Below are 16,678 nucleotides of genomic sequence, written 5' to 3'. Positions count from 1 at the left end.
AGAGAAACAGATGGAAGAGAAACACCAAGGAAAACTAGAAAACTTTTTTTACTTAGTTTTTTTTCCTTTACTTTTTACAGTTATATTCGCTGCGGTTGTATTAAATTTTTTAGGTATTCCAGTATGGAAGACAGGTCAAGATTGGGGAAATAAACTTCCCGTTCTAAACCATGTCATTCCTGGTCCTGCGCTCGTGAAAGAGACAGATTATTCAGATGAATGGGAAGAGAAATATTTAAAAAGCCGCACGGAATTGAAAGAGAAGAATCAAAAAATCAAGGAGTTACATCATCAACTAAGTTCCACTCAAAAAGGATTAAAGGATTTAGAATTAAGCTTCGAACAATTGCAGAGACAGCTGGAAACGAATCAAACACAAGATTTTAAGGATCAGATGAAAACTGTAGCAGGAATCTATGAAAATTTACCCCCGTCAAAAGCTGCTGCTATGTTGGAATCCATGCCGCTAGAGGATGCCTCTTTAACTATTTCACTGCTGGACCGAGACCTGCAAAGTAGTATTCTCGGGAGCATGAAGGATGCCGGGAAAGCAGGTCAAATGATGATAATCATTAAAGAAATTTCGATCCTAAAGGCAACAGATCAAAATGCTCTAAAAAAGAAAATACATGAAATCGTACAAAGCCAAGAAAATCCAACGGAAACCTTATCTGAAACGATTTCAGGGATGCCGGCCGTACAATCAGCAGGAATGGTTGTATCTATGATGGGAACGAACTCTCAAGTTGCGATCAATCTCATGAAAAATATAAACACGAATAATCGTTCACAAATTTTAACAGAAATCGCCAAAAAAAATGCTAAGTTAGCGGCTCAAATTACCGCCAGTTTAAACAATTAGAAATAACTCCAAGGAAGGAGAAAATCATGAAACGCTCTATGTTCTTTTTTATACTGTTCTTTTACCTATTTTCTTTTCAATCTACTAGTTATGCCGCAGGTTCTAAAACTGTTGGCGAGCCTACCGTCTATGACTCTATTCATAAAGGTGAGGAAAAATCGGAACCACCTCAGGCAAAAGCCGTGGATAGCGAGTCACCTACATTATTTCCTTTATTCACCAAATTTATTATTTCATTTATTTTCATTATTGCTTTAATCTTTGTGCTATTTCGCTTTCTATCCAAACGAAGCCGCTTATTGCAATCCAATGGGCCCATCCTCCGATTAGGAGGTCACGTACTGGGGAATAACCGTTCCTTACAGGTCTTACTTATTGGTCAGACGATTTATATCATCGGAGTGGGTGAGACGATTTCTTTGATTCGGTCGATTTCCCAAGGAGAGGAATATCAAAGTCTACTGGAAGGCTATGAAAATCAAACGGAAGGTCTATCTCCTAAATGGATGGCGATGAATTCAAAAAAAAGATGGAACTCTGTTTTTCAAAAACACGTTCAAAATATGCAGCAAGAAAATGGAAAGGGCGAGGAGTTATGATCCGTAAATTGGCCGTTCTCGTTCCGATTCTTACACTTGGTGTCTTTTCAATCGCACATGCTGCTGACCTATCCCCAAACATTCTTCCAGGAATTGATTTGGGCTCCGGGGAACCTGATAAAGTCGCAAACTCATTGCGCATTATCATGTTGATAACGGTGCTGTCGATTGCACCAGCTATTCTAATTTTAATGACGTGCTTTACTCGTATCATTGTCGTGCTAGGGTTTGTTCGTAATGCCCTGGGTACCCAGCAGATGCCGCCGAATCAAGTATTAATCGGTTTAGCACTCTTTATGACTTTCTTTATCATGGGGCCAACATTTTCGGAAATGAATGACCAGGCACTGCAGCCGTTTATGGCCGGAAAAATGAGTCAGCAAGAAGCATTTCAAACAGCAAGTACACCAATAAAGGAATTTATGACCAAACAGACAAGAGAGAAAGACTTAGCATTGTTTATGGATTATGCAGGTATGAAAAGACCTGATCAAGTGACAGATATCCCACTTAGAGCTTTAGTTCCGGCCTATGCCATTAGTGAATTAAAAACAGCCTTTCAGATGGGATTTATGATATTTATCCCCTTCCTAGTCATAGACATGATTGTCTCAAGTATTTTGATGTCAATGGGGATGATGATGCTGCCGCCGGTGATGATTTCGCTGCCGTTTAAGATCCTATTATTTATTTTGGTGGATGGTTGGAATTTAATAGTCAAATCATTACTCATGAGTTTCTAAGAAGGGAGTGTGAGCCATGACCACTGAAATGATTTTACGACTTGCTCAAAATTCTGTTTATACAATACTCATTGTTATCGCACCAGTTGCCGGGGTGGCGTTAGTGGTTGGCCTGTTGGTTAGTATTTTTCAAGCTACGACACAAATTCAAGAACAAACACTGGCATTTGTGCCCAAAATAGTTGCGGTATTCTTAACGATCCTCTTCTTTGGTGCGTGGATGCTGCGGCACGTAGTTGAATTCACTCAAAATTTGTTGGGAAACCTTTCCCAGTTTGTGGGTTAAAAGATGGCGATGGATGCATCTTCCTGGGTGAACTTTTTACTTGTATTCGTCCGAATAACTACATTTATGGTTACCGCCCCTTTGTTTTCCGGGCGTCAAATACCAGCACACTACAAGATCGGTTTTAGTGCGGCACTTAGTGTACTATGTGTTGGGGTAATGAAAGAACCTGTTGGCTCCGTGTCCGAGGCGACAATCGTCTTATTGATACTCAAAGAGTTTTTGGTTGGTATTGTCTTAGGTATGGCGGCGAATATCTTGTTTTATGCTGTCCAGCTGGCAGGATCGTTAATTGACTTACAAATAGGCTTTTCCATGGCTAATCTTTTTGATCCAACTTTTGGAACGAACACGCAGTTAACGGGACGTTTAAAAAATATTTTGGCTATCTTGGTTTTACTTTCTACGAATTGTCATCATCTGTTAATCCAAGGGATTTTAGCTAGTTTTGACTGGATTACACTAAAAGAATTAGTGCCTGCATGGAGTGATGGACGACTGTCCACTTTCTTGTTGGAGTGTCTTACGCAAATGTTTATGCTTGGCTTTATGATGGCTGCGCCAATCATCGGCACATTGTTCGTTGTGGATGTTGCCTTAGGAATTATCGCAAGGATAGTTCCCCAGATGAATATATTTGCCGTTATGCCTCCGATCAAAATATTATTGTTTTTTTTGATATATATATTTATTTTACCTAGTTTTTTTTACTTGTTGAAAGTGCTTTTTGATAACATGTTTGAATCGATGTATTCTATTTTGAAGATAATGGGAGGGTAATCATGCTCCTTCGACTGGATCTGCAACTCTTTTCCGGAGAAAAAACGGAAAAAGCAACGTCGAATAAACGCCGAGATGCAAGAAAAAAAGGGCAAGTTTTGAAGAGTCCGGAAGTATCATCAGCCTTAACATTGCTGCTCTGTTTCTCCTTTTTCTTGATAGGAGGAAAGAGTTTACTAGAAGGTTGTTTCCAAATCTATCGCGGCAGTTTTCAGGAATATATGCTTTGGGATCTATCGATTTCAAGTGCACAGGTTTTATATAAACAGTTGCTGATCGAGGGTGCAAAAATTGTCGCCCCTATCTTTGCTGTTGTACTGGTAGCAGGCCTTTTTGCTAATTATATCCAAGTTGGATTTATGTTAAATATCGAATCACTAAAAATGAATTTTGGAAAACTCAATCCGATTCAGGGAGCGAAACAAATCTTATCTATCAGATCCATCGTGGAATTAATAAAGTCGATTTTAAAAATTGTCCTGACTTCCAGTATTGCTTTTGGAATGATTTGGCAACAGAAAAACGAGTTGTTTGTCATAGGTGAAAAGAACCTTTGGGACGCTGTGAGAATGATTGGTTCTTTAACTATTAAACTCGGAATGGCTGTAGCAGGCAGTTTGGTGATACTAGCGGCTGCCGATTATCTTTATCAATGGTTTGAACACGAAAAAAAGCTTCGGATGTCTAAACAGGATATCAAAGATGAATATAAGAAGATGGAAGGCGACCCGGTAATCAAAGGAAAGAGGAGAGCAAAACAACGAGAGTTATCCATGAATCGAATGATGCAAGATGTGCCAAAGGCGGATGTAATCATCACAAATCCTACGCACTTTGCTGTTGCGATTCGCTACGATATTGAATTGATGGATGCTCCTGAAGTGATTGCCAAAGGAAAAGATCATATTGCTTTAAAAATCAAAGAGATCGCCAAGCAAAATAAAATTATGACCGTTGAAAATAAGCCGCTAGCTCGTGCATTGTTTGCTGCGGTAGACATCGGGGAGACCATTCCGGAAGAATTGTTCAATGCAGTCGGCGAAATTTTGGCTTATGTATACTATCAGGAAGGTCGGTATAAGGGGATGAAGGCATGAAAATAAAAGATCTATCGGTTTTAGTCTTAGTCATATTGATTGTTGCGATGATGATCATTCCCATGCCAATTTTACTATTGGATTTTCTCTTAATGGTCAACATCAGCCTGTCATTGATGATCTTGCTGGTAGCGATGAATGCCAAGGAACCACTGGAATTTTCCATTTTTCCAACAGCAATCTTACTCACTACCTTATTCCGCTTAGCTCTTAATGTATCGACTACTCGTTCGATATTATCCAAAGCTGATGGGGGACATGTCATCGAGACGTTTGGTTCCTTCGTTATTGGCGGAAGCCCAGTCGTCGGTTTTGTCGTATTCCTAATCCTAGTTGTTATTCAATTCATTGTTATTACCAAAGGATCGGAAAGGGTTGCGGAAGTAGCTGCTCGATTTACATTAGATGCCATGCCAGGAAAGCAAATGAGTATTGATGCTGACATGAATGCAGGATTAATCAGTGAGCAGGACGCCCGCACCCGCCGTAAGAAAGTAGAAATGGAAGCTGACTTTTACGGAGCGATGGATGGTGCGAGTAAATTTGTCAAGGGGGATGCCATTGCAGGAATTATTATCCTGCTGATCAACGTTATTGGCGGATTCATAATTGGAATGGTGATTCATGGGATGGCGTTTGCCGAATCAGCCAGCACCTTCACGCTGTTATCGGTAGGGGATGGATTGGTTAGCCAAATCCCTGCCTTACTCATTTCCACTGCGACAGGGATAACGGTTACCCGTGCGGCTTCCGACGGCAATTTGGGTTCAGACATCATGAACCAAATCTTTCAATATCCTAAGTTGCTTTATATCGTCGCTGGAACCATCTTTATGTTTGGTTTATTAACACCAATAGGAATTTTACTGACTCTCCCTGTGTCGGGAGTGCTGGCGTATAGCGCTTATACCATGCAGCGGAACAGGAAAAAAGAAGACCTCGATAAGGAACAAGCGGAAATCGAAGCTAGTGATGAAGATATTAGCAGTCCAGAGAAAGTCATTAACCTTTTGCAGCTCGATACGCTGGAATTGGAGATTGGGTATGGATTGATTCCATTAGCCGATCAAAAACAAGGCGGAGACATTCTCGATCGGATTGTCATGGTTCGCAGACAATTTGCAATGGAATTAGGGTTAGTTATTCCCACTATACGGATAAGGGACAATTTACAATTACCACCAAATGAATATGTTCTTAAATTCCGCGGTAACCGGATCGCTTCAGGAGAAGTATACCTTGATCATTTTCTTGCGATGAATAAAGAAGCTAATGAAGAGGGGATGGAGGGTATTCCGGTGATTGAGCCTGCTTTTGGACTGCCGGCCATTTGGGTGAGTTTAGAAGCGAAACAAAAAGCCGAGCTTTTAGGTTATATGATTGTCGATCCTCCTTCCGTCATTGCCACGCATTTAACAGAGGTATTAAAACGATATGCTTACCAGCTGTTGCGTAGAGAGGAAACAAAGGAATTAATCGATAATCTAAAGGAAACCCATCCAAATCTGGTCGATGAGCTCGTTCCGAACTTACTATCAGTCGGAGAAATTCAGAAGGTGTTACAGAACCTTCTACGTGAACAGGTTTCGATTCGAGATTTAGCAGCCATCTTTGAAACATTAGCAGATTTCGCGGCCTATACAAAGGAACCGAGAGTTTTAACAGAGTATGTCCGTCAGTCCTTGACCCGTCAAATTACGGAGCAGTATGCAGACGAGGGTGTCATTCATGTGTTAACAGCCGGGGCCACTTTAGAGAAAGGAATCTCCGATTGTATTCAACAAACGGAAGCTGGAGCGCATTACCTTTCAATGGATCCCCAAACATCTAGAAAGATTACACAAGAATTACACGAACAAATTAATCGGGTCGTTAAAGCTGGCAGTCAGCCTATTTTCCTGACCTCTCCATCGATTCGGATGTATTTGAAACAGTTAGTCGATAAAATTATCCCAACTGTACCAGTCCTTGCTTATACAGAGCTTGAGCCCGATATTGAGATCCAAAATATAGGAGTGGTCAACATATGAAAACGAAAAAAATCATTGCAGATTCCATGCCTCAGGCTTTAAAAATGGTGAGGCAACAATTAGGGGATAACGCCATTATTGTCAACACTAAGGCGATAAAATCAGGCGGGGTGTTTGGGCTTTTTACTAAACAAAAATTTGAAGTGACTGCTTATTCCATAGATAAAGATGGTACTGGTGCGGTACCAAAATTTGTATTAGAACGAAAAGAGAAGATGGAGATCAACTCTCTGGAGCAACACATTGATGAGGGAAAAACCGAGGTGGAGGAGAACCATAACTCTGTTTTCCACAGGAACCCTCAAAGTCTATACCATTACTATTCTCAACCCTCGGCGGTAACGGAAAAATCCATTTCCGATGGTAAGAAAGAAAATGCATCAGTCAAAAAGGAAGAACCCGCACCTTCTAAGCCGGAAACTTTGGAAACGGAAAAACCTTTGCTCGATGAGTTGCAGCATATGCGAAAAATGATGATGACCTTCATGATGAGTAATAAGCAGGAAAACTCCCTGCCTTCTGGACTTGCCAAGTGGGTGAACCGTTTAAAAAAACAAGGTGTAGATGAGGAAATTGTTGAACATATTGTGAGTTCCATCCTAAAGAAATATGAGTCCATCATCGACTTGGATGATGATGTTGTCAAACAAGAGATCATGAATATGATCCATGCCATCATCGAAAAGAGAATCCCGGTGTCAAACAGGGTCCCCGATTATACACGTATGATCAATATTATTGGACCTACAGGTGTCGGAAAAACAACCTCCATCGCCAAACTAGCTACTGAACAAGTTTTAAAACAAAAGCGGAGAGTCGCTATGATCACAACCGACGTCTATCGAATTGCAGCAGTAGAACAGCTAAAAACCTATGCTGGAATCTTAAATGTCCCGATGGAAGTGGTTCGCTCAGCAAAGGAACTAGAGAAAGTACTAAACGTACTTGAACACTATGATCTTATCTATATGGATACCACCGGTAGGAATTACAAGGATGTAAACTATCGAGAATCGATTAACGATTTTTTAATTCATCCGATTGAGAGTGAAAACTATTTAGTTTTAAGTTTAACTACGAAGTATGAAGATTTAGAAATATTACTGGATGAGTTTTTGGATAGTCCGATCAAAAAATTGATCCTGACTAAGTTTGACGAAACGACAAGTTATGGTTCTATCCTCAATATTGCATACAAATACGACTATCAATTAGCATATATCACCAATGGACAAAGTGTCCCAGAAGATATTACGGCAATCGATGCAAAACAACTTGCGAGATACTTGTTAGGAGAGGAAAAAGAAAATGGATCAAGCACAAAGCCTGCGAGAATATATGCATCGATTTAATGATCAGCAGCAAAAACCACATACCTCTCGTGTGATTACGATTACCAGTGGAAAAGGCGGGGTTGGCAAATCAAATTTTACGCTTAATTTTGCCTTAGGGTTAAAAGCAGTCGGTAAAAGAGTCATTATCTTAGATTTGGATTTATCAACTGCGAATATCAATATTCTGATGGGAATTACACCGCGGTACAGTTTAGTAGAGGTCTTGCATCAGAGGAAATATATAAGGGATGTAATCGAACAAGGAACGGAAGGAATCGAGTATATATCCGGCGGCCTCGAAATACAAGATCTTTTGGAATTAGATCAAATTAAGCTCTCGTTTTTTTGGAGCCAGATTCAAGAGCTTCAAACCTATGCCGATTTTATTTTACTCGATACTGGTGCTGGAGTATCAAAAGAGCTCGTGGATTTCATTTTAGCTTCGGACGAAACAATCTTGGTCACCACACCTGAGCCCACAGCTATGGCCGATTCCTATGCCGTGTTGAAAACTGTTCTTCATTTCAGCCAACAAGCTCCGAAATTTCGTTTGGTGGTGAATCGCGCACAAACGTACCGAGAAGCCGCTGAAACATCAAGATCACTGCAAAATGCTTGCAGTCATTTTCTGAAGCTACACTTAAAAACATTGGGCTGTCTCATGGAAGATAACCACGTAAGGCAGTCGGTTCGATCACAAACACCATTTTTTATATCGTATCCTAATTGTTCAGCATCAAAAAGCATCAAACAAATAGTCTATTCTTATTTGCCAGATTTGGAAGAGCATTCTTCTGTTGCCACTACAGGGATTCGAGGGTTTTTCGAAAAAATTATATCTTTAGGTAAATCGTCGTAAAAGGGAGGACCAGATGGTAGCAAATTGGATAGTTAATGCAAGCCTAGGATTAACAGCATTCCTTTTTACCTATTACTTTTCTTTGCAAAATAATACATGGCAAACAGCATTGTTCAGAGCGGGTATAGGATTTCTTCTCTTCTTCATTTTGGGTATTATTTTGCGATTTATTTTGCATCAAATTATATCAAAGAAAAACCCAGAACTTTCCCAGAAACAAAATACGGTCGAGGAGAGCAGCCCAGAAACGGAAAGGACAAACCATGTAGAAGAAGTGCCGATGGCAGAACCAGTGTTCCAATCTATTCCTCTGGACTCTTTACATACTCGGGAGGAAGGAAAAGATCCTGAAAGAGTCGCTCACACCATCCGTACATGATCACGAACAACAAGGAGGGGTAATACTTGACACCTGCTATCAAAGAATCGATTCCACATTCTTCTTTATGGAGGACGTATCAGGAGAACCATGATGCAATATTGCAAGAAAACCTAGTAAAACAGTATGGGCATTTGGTAGAGAAAATGGCTAATCGTTTAAGCATGAGTATCCCCCAACATATTATTCCCAGGGAGGACTTGATTGGGTTAGGTTATATCGGTTTAATCGAAGCGATCAGAAAATTCGACTACAAAAAGGGGTATCAATTCGAAACCTACGGTCTTTGGCGGATAAAAGGAGCGATGCTTGATGGGATTCGCCAGATGGACTGGGTACCGCGCGGATCAAGAGATAAAGCCCAAAAAATAAATCAGGCGTTTCGCTATCTGGAGCAAACGTTGATGAGATCGCCTTCCGAAGAAGAACTATGCAACTATTTGAATATGTCAATAGATGAAGTGAGACTGGGTATGGCTACTTTATCCTTGTCAACACTGCTCTCCCTTAATGAATCCGTCAATGCTCATGAAGAGGAAGGAAAACAGCAGAGCCGATTGGATCAAATTAGGGATAATACATTACTATCCCAAGAACGACAAGCGCAAATGGTGGAATTCCGGAAAATGATGGCGGCAAGCATTGATAAGATGTCAGAAAAAGAAAGAATAGTCATCTCATTATTTTATTACGAGGGACTTTCTCAAGTAGAGATCGCCGAAGTCATGAATCTCACAAAAGGGCGGATTTCCCAGATCCATTCCGGGGCTATTCTGCGCTTGCGAAAAAGTTTTGAAGCTAAGGGTTTTTCATTGGATTCCTTCCTTTGATCCAATTTTAATCATTCAATTGCCTATAAGATATGAACGTGCCTAAGATAATACCTCCTGGAAGATTTCTAAAAGAAATCCTATGGGAGGTATTTAATGTTTTTTTCTATGGACATAATAACAATATTAATCATTTGTAGCTTGTCTGGATTTAAAAAGTGGTGGTACTATACTAATGGAGAAAATAGAGTTATACTCGCACTAGAAAAGGAGTCAATCTTTGGGTGGAAAAGAAACTCCAACATAGCATGGTATTTGAGGTGTTAAAATGATTCAAATTTTGCTTGTTGATGACCATCCATTGGTTGTTGAAGGCACCAAGTTAATTATTGAGAATGAAAAGGATATGAAGGTCCATATTGAGACGTCTAGTTTACAGGCTTTGGAAAGGGTAAAAAAGCAAAAGTTTGATGTGATGCTTTTTGATCTTCAAATGCCTGAAATGGATGGCTTCGAACTCACGAAAAAGGTGTTGGCCATAGACCATAAAGCTAATATTTTGATATATACCGGTTATGATATCCTCCCGCATTTAGGATTGTTAATGGAGTCAGGAGCGGTGGGGTTTGTTCCCAAAACAGCAACAAAGGATCACTTAATTAGGGCTATTCGATGTGCTTTAAATCAAGAAGTTGTGATTCCATTCTCCATGTTGAGAGAAATTTATCAAGGAACTGGACCTTTGATCCAGAAAGAGTCACATACGGAAATGATCACTCTCAATGAAAAAGAAAAGGAAATTTTAAAAGAATTAGTAAAAGGTAAGACGAACAAGGAAATTGCCCAAGTCCTGTATATTGGTCAACGATCATTGGAATACAGTTTGACGAATCTCTTTCAAAAATTAGGGGTGCAAACTAGACTTGAGGCTGTCGTAAAAGTGAAAGAAATGGGCCTTATTTAATATGATCAGGGCAAAAATTCTTCAATTATCTTTTAATGGTGATAACTAATGAATAAATTATTTTCTCATGCTTTTGAACATGCTCCTATTGGGGTGGGATTAGTTTCCTTGGAGGGTAAATGGATGCAAGTGAATCCTGCCCTGTGCCAATTTATGGGTTACAGCCAAAATCAATTCTTACAGCTGACGATGATGGATATTACCCATCCAGACGATATGGAACGGGGCCTTAAGCATGCACATAAACTCTTAAACAACGAAATCACAGCTTATGAGGTCGAAAAACGGTTAATTCACCGCTCTGGACACCCAGTATGGGTCCAACTTAATGTATCGCTCGTACGAGATGAAGATGAACATCCTTTGTATTTTGTTTCGCATATTCAAGACATCACGGAAAAGAGAAAATTAAAGGAGGATTTATTAGCTAGCCAGACTAAATATCGATTGATTGCAGAAAACACGACCGATATGATTGGTATCTTGGATAGTGATTTACATGTTGCCTATGTTTCTCCCTCTCATCAAAAAGTGTTAGGCTACACTAAATATGAGGGTGAAGATCCACGTCGTTTTTTCCATCCTGATGATTTATCCCTGTTTCATAAAGAGATAGAGGAATTGAAAAGAACCAAAAGTATGCGAAGATTCGGGTTGAGGTTGGTTCAAGAAAATGGTCAGATTATTCACATTGAGACACAGATTGTACCAATATACGATGAAAATGGGCAGCTCGGAAATATCGTGTATGTATCGAGAGATATCAGTGAAAAAAAGAGAGCAGATGAAATCCTGATTCAAAGTGAGAAACTTTATCGAAGTCTCTATGAAGGTCTTAATTTCATCTCCAAAGAAACACAAAGAGTAATAAAAAAAGAGGATCTGTTTAATATTCTTGTGGAGATTATCGGTAATATTTTTGAAACGAAAAATGTAGGGGTGATTTGTGTAACCCCTGATGGCCGGATTGAGTCCTCTAAACCCATTGCGTTTCCTGAGGAAAATTTCTATACAACCGACAAAGTTCTGATCCAAGGTAAAGGTTTTATTTTCACGAAAGTTGCAACCTGTAGCGATAGCAAATACTTTGTATACGTTGAGAATGGTAAGGATTCATCCTGTCAAAAACCTTTGATTCAATGGTTACTAACAATTTCTCGCTTTTCAGAAATTTTTTCAGAAAACATCCACCACATCGAGGACTTATTATCAGAACTAAAATATGTAGTCAAGGAAAAGCAAGGACCTGCTTGGTTATCAAGACTCCTTTTTAAGGTAGCGGAACAGCAGCGGATTAAGCTTTCGATTGATCTTCATGATTCAGCGTTACAGGAACAAATATTATGGTATAGGCAATTATCAGAATTTATCGAGGAGGCCCCATTACCGGAACCGATGCTGCAGCGGTTGAAACGAATTCATGAAGGATTTGAAGAAGTGATTCATCAAATTAGAATTACTTGTAACGAACTCACTCCTCCTTTTATAAAAAAATTAGGAATTGTAAAAGGGCTTGAGTTTTTGATTCAAGAAACACACATTCGATCCGGTGAATACGTGATTGAATTTAATAAACAAGGTATGTTTGACCAGTTAAATGAAGACCAACTCTTAGGTATCTATCGAATCGTCCAAGAACTTTTGGCAAACGCAACGAAACATTCGCAGGCAACAGGTGTCCAAATTGGATTGTTTAATGAGAATGACCAGATAAAGTTAATCTATCAAGACAATGGGATCGGGGTAGAGGAAAAAGTATTTTACGGGACATCTAAACAAATTGGTTTGTATGGAATTCAAGAAAGGGTCCGAAGCCTAGATGGACAGATCATGTTTCATACATCTGATTTGGGTTTACAAATCGATATATGTCTCCCCTTACAAATTCAATGGTATGATGCTTTAACTTAAATTGACCTAAAGCGGACACTCGAAAATCTTGCGATATTCATCCAGACAAGATCAACCGAAAATAAAAAGATCAATCCCCTTCACCGTGTGTGGAGGGGACTTTCTATCTGATTACTATCTCAATAGCGGTTCAAAAAACCGGCACAAAGTTAGCCATCTCGGCAAAAGATAGCGCTGGAAATGTAAGTTCAAGTGTGACAGTAATTGTTGTGGATGTTATTGCACCGAAAAACCCAACCATTAATTAAAGTAGATGATAACGACAAAAAGGTAATAGGGAAAGCGGAAGCGAACTCAAGAGTTACCGTGAAAGTAGGAAATAAATCCCTTGGTTCAGCAACTGCTGATTCCAAAGGAAAATTCTCCGTCAAGATTAAAGCGCAGAAAAAAAGGAACTAACAAACAGTCCGTAACTCGTTTACCTTGGCCTATCGTGTGGTGTTGAAAATTCGCCGCAAACCTGAACAATAGTTTGATGTTACGCTCCAGCCCAGCATTTTCACATTGATGTTTACGTATATTTTCGGCGGTGCTATCTCTGGGAACGTACAGAACTATTTATCCTTCATCCTGGTATCCTTGTTCAACCGGTGATTTCAACCTCCATTGTCACTGGCGTCCAGCTACGTGAGGACATGAATAAAGGTGTGTTTGGTCGATTTAAGTCAATAATGGGAGCAGCTCTCCGCTGTTTTCCATAAAGACACAATGAATAGATTACACCCCCTTTGATTTAATGAAATATCAGAGGGGGGTTATTTGGAATAACTGCAGAAATTTCCCCAATTCTCTTGTCTAGCAAATTGAGGATAGACCGACATGAAATTCACGATTATGGAAGCATGATCTAGATGTGGGGCTGCGTCGAATAAGAAACGATCGCCGTATCGAATCACTGATAGAGCAAGCGGTAATTCACGTCTGAATATTTCCGCGCGTTTAGCTGATACATTTTGGTTATACTGCCCTTGATCTATATTTAAATAAACACAATAGTACAAGGAAATTCCGTTGGTTTTCCATTCCCCTAATACCTCATCCCGCAAAGGATTGATTTTATCCCAGGCATACTGCTTTCCAATGGCTAAAAATAGTTCACCAGTTACATCAGAGTGTGTTAGTGTGTAACGTCTTGGAATAACAGGTTCCGTAGCCGTAACACCATCATTGTATTCAACAGATAGTTTTTCTGGAATGAAAGTGGCCAAGCCATCAACTCCGATCAGCTTTTTTTATCATTATGCTCATTCGAATTTATTCATTCGTTCTTTCTGACTGAACATTACTATGTGAATTTATTTGGGTGATAGAGGTATAGAAGAGAGGGATAGAATAATAGAAGTTCGTTAGAAATATAGCTTTTTATGTAGAAAGGTAGGATATTTCCTGCGGAATTTTTTTACGTATTTCGACGATCTTTATGTTCTTCTTCAAAGGAGAATTCCTAATAATTCAGTACTTGTAGTGAATCTAATCAAACGTTTGATTAGATAGCCTACTTGGTATTTACTCGAAAAATACGAGAATTTAGCTTTTAAAAAAAGAAACTAGAATTCGAGATGCGACAAAATACTCGCTATATTATTGTTACAATTTTAGGTAATACATAACTTTAATTAGGGGGAAAAAAATGAAAGAATCTAAAAAGGTTTTATCTGTTTTATCTAATACGGTTCTAGTAGCTGGTATGTTACTCCCTGTTGGTGTAAGTGCAAAGGTAAATGGGTATAACTCAAATCCAGCCGTGCAGGAAATCGGGTCAGATTTTCGATCGGAAACGGTAGAAGAGGCTATTAGAAATAACAAGGTTAATTTTAAGTTTGATGTTAACGGAGATTCATCAGCGAGCGGACAAGCAGGGGTGGCATCGGTAACGGCAGGTGATATCGGGAAAGTTGTGCCGTGGGTTACTCACGATGATAGAGATGGAAGATATAAACTGAGAAACTTTACCCTTAAAGGTGTAGGTAAATATGGAGAGGTATGGGTAGCAAATGATTTGTCGTATAATGCAGGAGATCCAAGAAATGCAGCCGGTGTTTCTGTTGTAACCGATGATCAGGTAAAATATCTACTAAATGAATTTGATACAAAAATCTATGAACAAGAGATTGCTTTTTTTGGGGCACCAGCAGAAAGAAAGGGAGAACATGGTGCTAGACCGGAATATAAGGATGAATCGGGACGTGTCGTGATTCTAGTCGATAACATTAAAGATGCAAATTATGATAATCCGAATTATCCAAGTTATATTGCAGGTTATTTTTCAAACACGATTAGTGATTTAGCGGACCGCAATGTCATGACCATTGATAGTTTTGATTGGAAAAATAGGACAGGCCCAAATGCGGCAAGACCTTATCTGTATGAAGGAACTTTTGCCCATGAGTTTCAGCATTTGCTTCATCGGGACAGTGATGATGCCGAAGAGAATTTTATCAATGAGGGATTAGCTGATTTTGCACAATTTGAGGTTGGCTATGGTCATTCAGCATCACACGTCGACTTCTTTATGAATAACCTGAAGAATTCCTTAACACAATGGGGAGACCAATCTGATCTTCAAATCCTAGGAGACTATGGAACTGCTTATCTATTCCAACTTTATTTATATGAGCAATTCGGTAAAGAATTTATTCAGAAAGAATTTAAAAATCAATTACAAGGAATCAATAGTATTAATGCGGTTCTAAAAGAAATGGGCAGTAAGAGAGACTTTAATGCTCTATACCAAGATTTCTTGACGGCAGTTATGCTCGATGGGAAGTATCAAGGAGATAGTAAGACTTATAATTTTAATTCGATTGATCTTACCCCTAATGTCGATGCAGCAGCAAAGTTAGGGAAGTCTGCACCCGCATGGGGAACGGATTTCAAACTGATTACTCCTGATAAGAAAATCGACCATCTCTATTTTAAAGGGGTTGATTTCCTTGGTACGAACTGGACAACAGTTAAAGATCCAGTAAAAGGTGACGTACTTTGGGGGAATCAAGGGGATGAACAGGACAATTTCTTAATTAAGGAGCTTGATTTAACAGGTAAAACCAATCCGACCCTATCTTTTGATACAAAATATGATATTGAAGAAGGTTGGGATTATGGTGCGGTTCAAGTATCAACGGATAATGGAAATACATGGACTTCGTTGGCAAATGACCATACATCTACTGTCGTTGACCCTAATGGATATCCAAAAATTAAAGCAAATGTTCCAGGCTTTACTGGAAGTTCAAATGGCTGGACAACAGAAAGTTTTGACCTTTCGCAATATGCAGGTCAGAAGGTACTTGTAGCCTTCCGCTATATGACAGACTGGGCTTCTAATGAAGCAGGCTGGTATGTATCAAATCTTAAGTTGGACGGCGGGGTGGTTGATGCAATGACAACTACCGAGGGCTTCATGAGCCTAGAACAAGCAACTAAGGATTATGTTGATTATCAAGTACAATTTATCGGCTATAAGAAAGGCGTTGCAAAGGGGAACGACAATCACGTCAAAGTGATTAAATTCCCGAATCTGCTAAATATGAGTGAAAGTGATAAGGTAGACCTCCGTGATATGCTGCGAAGTGCTCAATACTCTAAGGTCGTAATGATGGTCACCTATGCACCTGCCCCAGGTAAGGGTGGAAGTGCTGATTATGATTTTGATGTAGTTATGAAGGTGAATAAAAAGTAAGTGAAATCTTAGAAAAGCTGTCCAAAAATAATTAGGGGACAGCTTTTTTGTGTCTGTAAATTAAGGTTAGAACTAGAACTCCACTTAACTAATTTTTACTTAAAGTAACTGAGGTTATTTGAAATAAGAAAAAAACGAGCTTCCTTAGAGTATATAATTATGGTGCTTTTTAGTTAGAGTATGATGCTTTTAAAAACCTCTTTTATGTTTAAAGTTTTTTGCAAAAAGATGTTGACGTACATGCACGTTATTTGTTATATTATTATTTGTCGCTGAGGCGGCGAAGTTGATTTTTAAAAAGAAGTTGACTTCTGCGAGGCGAAGTGTTAAGATTAATTTCGTTGTCGCTAATTAAAGTGATGCATTGTTCTTTGAAAACTAA

Annotated in this window: 16 protein-coding genes and 1 pseudogene; 16 read left to right on the top strand and 1 reads right to left on the bottom strand. The window is 39.3% G+C overall.

The annotated features are described in order from the left end of the window. The first annotated feature begins 10 nt into the window (after positions 1-10). The 15 genes and pseudogenes from COJ96_RS02065 to COJ96_RS29100 all read left to right on the top strand — a co-directional run. Positions 11-862, top strand: coding sequence for a MotE family protein (locus COJ96_RS02065; RefSeq protein ID WP_098571347.1), 852 nt, complete (start codon positions 11-13; stop codon positions 860-862). Between the two features lie 26 nt (positions 863-888). Continuing rightward, a complete protein-coding gene (locus COJ96_RS02060; RefSeq protein WP_098571346.1) occupies positions 889-1,461 on the top strand; it encodes a flagellar biosynthetic protein FliO in 573 nt (190 codons plus the stop codon). Further along, positions 1,458-2,204, top strand: a complete 747-nt coding sequence (gene fliP / locus COJ96_RS02055; protein WP_098571345.1) for a flagellar type III secretion system pore protein FliP — start codon at positions 1,458-1,460, stop codon at positions 2,202-2,204. Before COJ96_RS02060 ends, fliP begins: the two co-directional genes overlap by 4 nt. A gap of 16 nt (positions 2,205-2,220) precedes the next feature. Further along, entirely contained in the window at positions 2,221-2,490 is a 270-nt protein-coding gene (gene fliQ / locus COJ96_RS02050; protein ID WP_098571344.1) for a flagellar biosynthesis protein FliQ, read from the top strand. A 3-nt stretch (positions 2,491-2,493) separates the two neighbouring features. Next, entirely contained in the window at positions 2,494-3,270 is a 777-nt protein-coding gene (gene fliR / locus COJ96_RS02045; RefSeq protein ID WP_098571343.1) for a flagellar biosynthetic protein FliR, read from the top strand. Between the two features lie 2 nt (positions 3,271-3,272). Continuing rightward, positions 3,273-4,367 carry a flagellar biosynthesis protein FlhB gene (flhB, locus tag COJ96_RS02040; protein ID WP_098571342.1) on the top strand — a complete coding sequence of 365 codons (1,095 nt, stop codon included), beginning with the start codon at positions 3,273-3,275 and terminating at the stop codon, positions 4,365-4,367. Then, entirely contained in the window at positions 4,364-6,397 is a 2,034-nt protein-coding gene (gene flhA, locus COJ96_RS02035) for a flagellar biosynthesis protein FlhA (protein WP_098571341.1), read from the top strand. The genes flhB and flhA overlap by 4 nt, the downstream gene beginning before the upstream one ends. Continuing rightward, a complete protein-coding gene (gene flhF / locus COJ96_RS02030; protein ID WP_098571340.1) occupies positions 6,394-7,749 on the top strand; it encodes a flagellar biosynthesis GTPase FlhF in 1,356 nt (451 codons plus the stop codon). Before flhA ends, flhF begins: the two co-directional genes overlap by 4 nt. Further along, entirely contained in the window at positions 7,706-8,590 is an 885-nt protein-coding gene (locus COJ96_RS02025; protein ID WP_098571339.1) for a MinD/ParA family protein, read from the top strand. The genes flhF and COJ96_RS02025 overlap by 44 nt, the downstream gene beginning before the upstream one ends. A gap of 13 nt (positions 8,591-8,603) precedes the next feature. Then, a complete protein-coding gene (locus COJ96_RS02020) occupies positions 8,604-8,969 on the top strand; it encodes a hypothetical protein (protein ID WP_098571338.1) in 366 nt (121 codons plus the stop codon). A gap of 26 nt (positions 8,970-8,995) precedes the next feature. Further along, complete coding sequence (locus COJ96_RS02015) at positions 8,996-9,799, top strand: sigma-70 family RNA polymerase sigma factor (protein ID WP_098571337.1); 804 nt, start codon at positions 8,996-8,998, stop codon at positions 9,797-9,799. Between the two features lie 268 nt (positions 9,800-10,067). Next, positions 10,068-10,703 carry a response regulator transcription factor gene (locus COJ96_RS02010; RefSeq protein WP_098571336.1) on the top strand — a complete coding sequence of 212 codons (636 nt, stop codon included), beginning with the start codon at positions 10,068-10,070 and terminating at the stop codon, positions 10,701-10,703. A gap of 48 nt (positions 10,704-10,751) precedes the next feature. After that, positions 10,752-12,614 carry a PAS domain S-box protein gene (locus COJ96_RS02005; protein WP_098571335.1) on the top strand — a complete coding sequence of 621 codons (1,863 nt, stop codon included), beginning with the start codon at positions 10,752-10,754 and terminating at the stop codon, positions 12,612-12,614. A 213-nt stretch (positions 12,615-12,827) separates the two neighbouring features. Then, on the top strand, positions 12,828-13,013 hold the full coding sequence (locus COJ96_RS29535; RefSeq protein ID WP_142332949.1) for an Ig-like domain-containing protein: 186 nt from the start codon (positions 12,828-12,830) through the stop codon (positions 13,011-13,013). Beyond that, positions 13,014-13,285 (top strand): annotated as a pseudogene (locus COJ96_RS29100) (ABC transporter permease); the annotation flags it as partial. Between the two features lie 84 nt (positions 13,286-13,369). Here the strand turns inward: COJ96_RS29100 and COJ96_RS01990 are convergent. Then, complete coding sequence (locus COJ96_RS01990) at positions 13,370-13,822, bottom strand: staygreen family protein (RefSeq protein WP_098571333.1); 453 nt, start codon at positions 13,820-13,822, stop codon at positions 13,370-13,372. Between the two features lie 422 nt (positions 13,823-14,244). Here COJ96_RS01990 and COJ96_RS01985 point away from each other — a divergent pair, with 422 nt between their 5' ends. Then, complete coding sequence (locus tag COJ96_RS01985) at positions 14,245-16,296, top strand: choice-of-anchor J domain-containing protein (protein WP_098571332.1); 2,052 nt, start codon at positions 14,245-14,247, stop codon at positions 16,294-16,296. Positions 16,297-16,678 lie beyond the last annotated feature (382 nt).

The sequence above is a fragment of the Bacillus sp. AFS073361 genome (assembly GCF_002567005.1).
In the GTDB taxonomy this organism is placed as follows: Bacteria; Bacillota; Bacilli; order Bacillales; family Cytobacillaceae; genus Neobacillus.
This window is presented reverse-complemented; position numbering and strand designations above follow the sequence as displayed.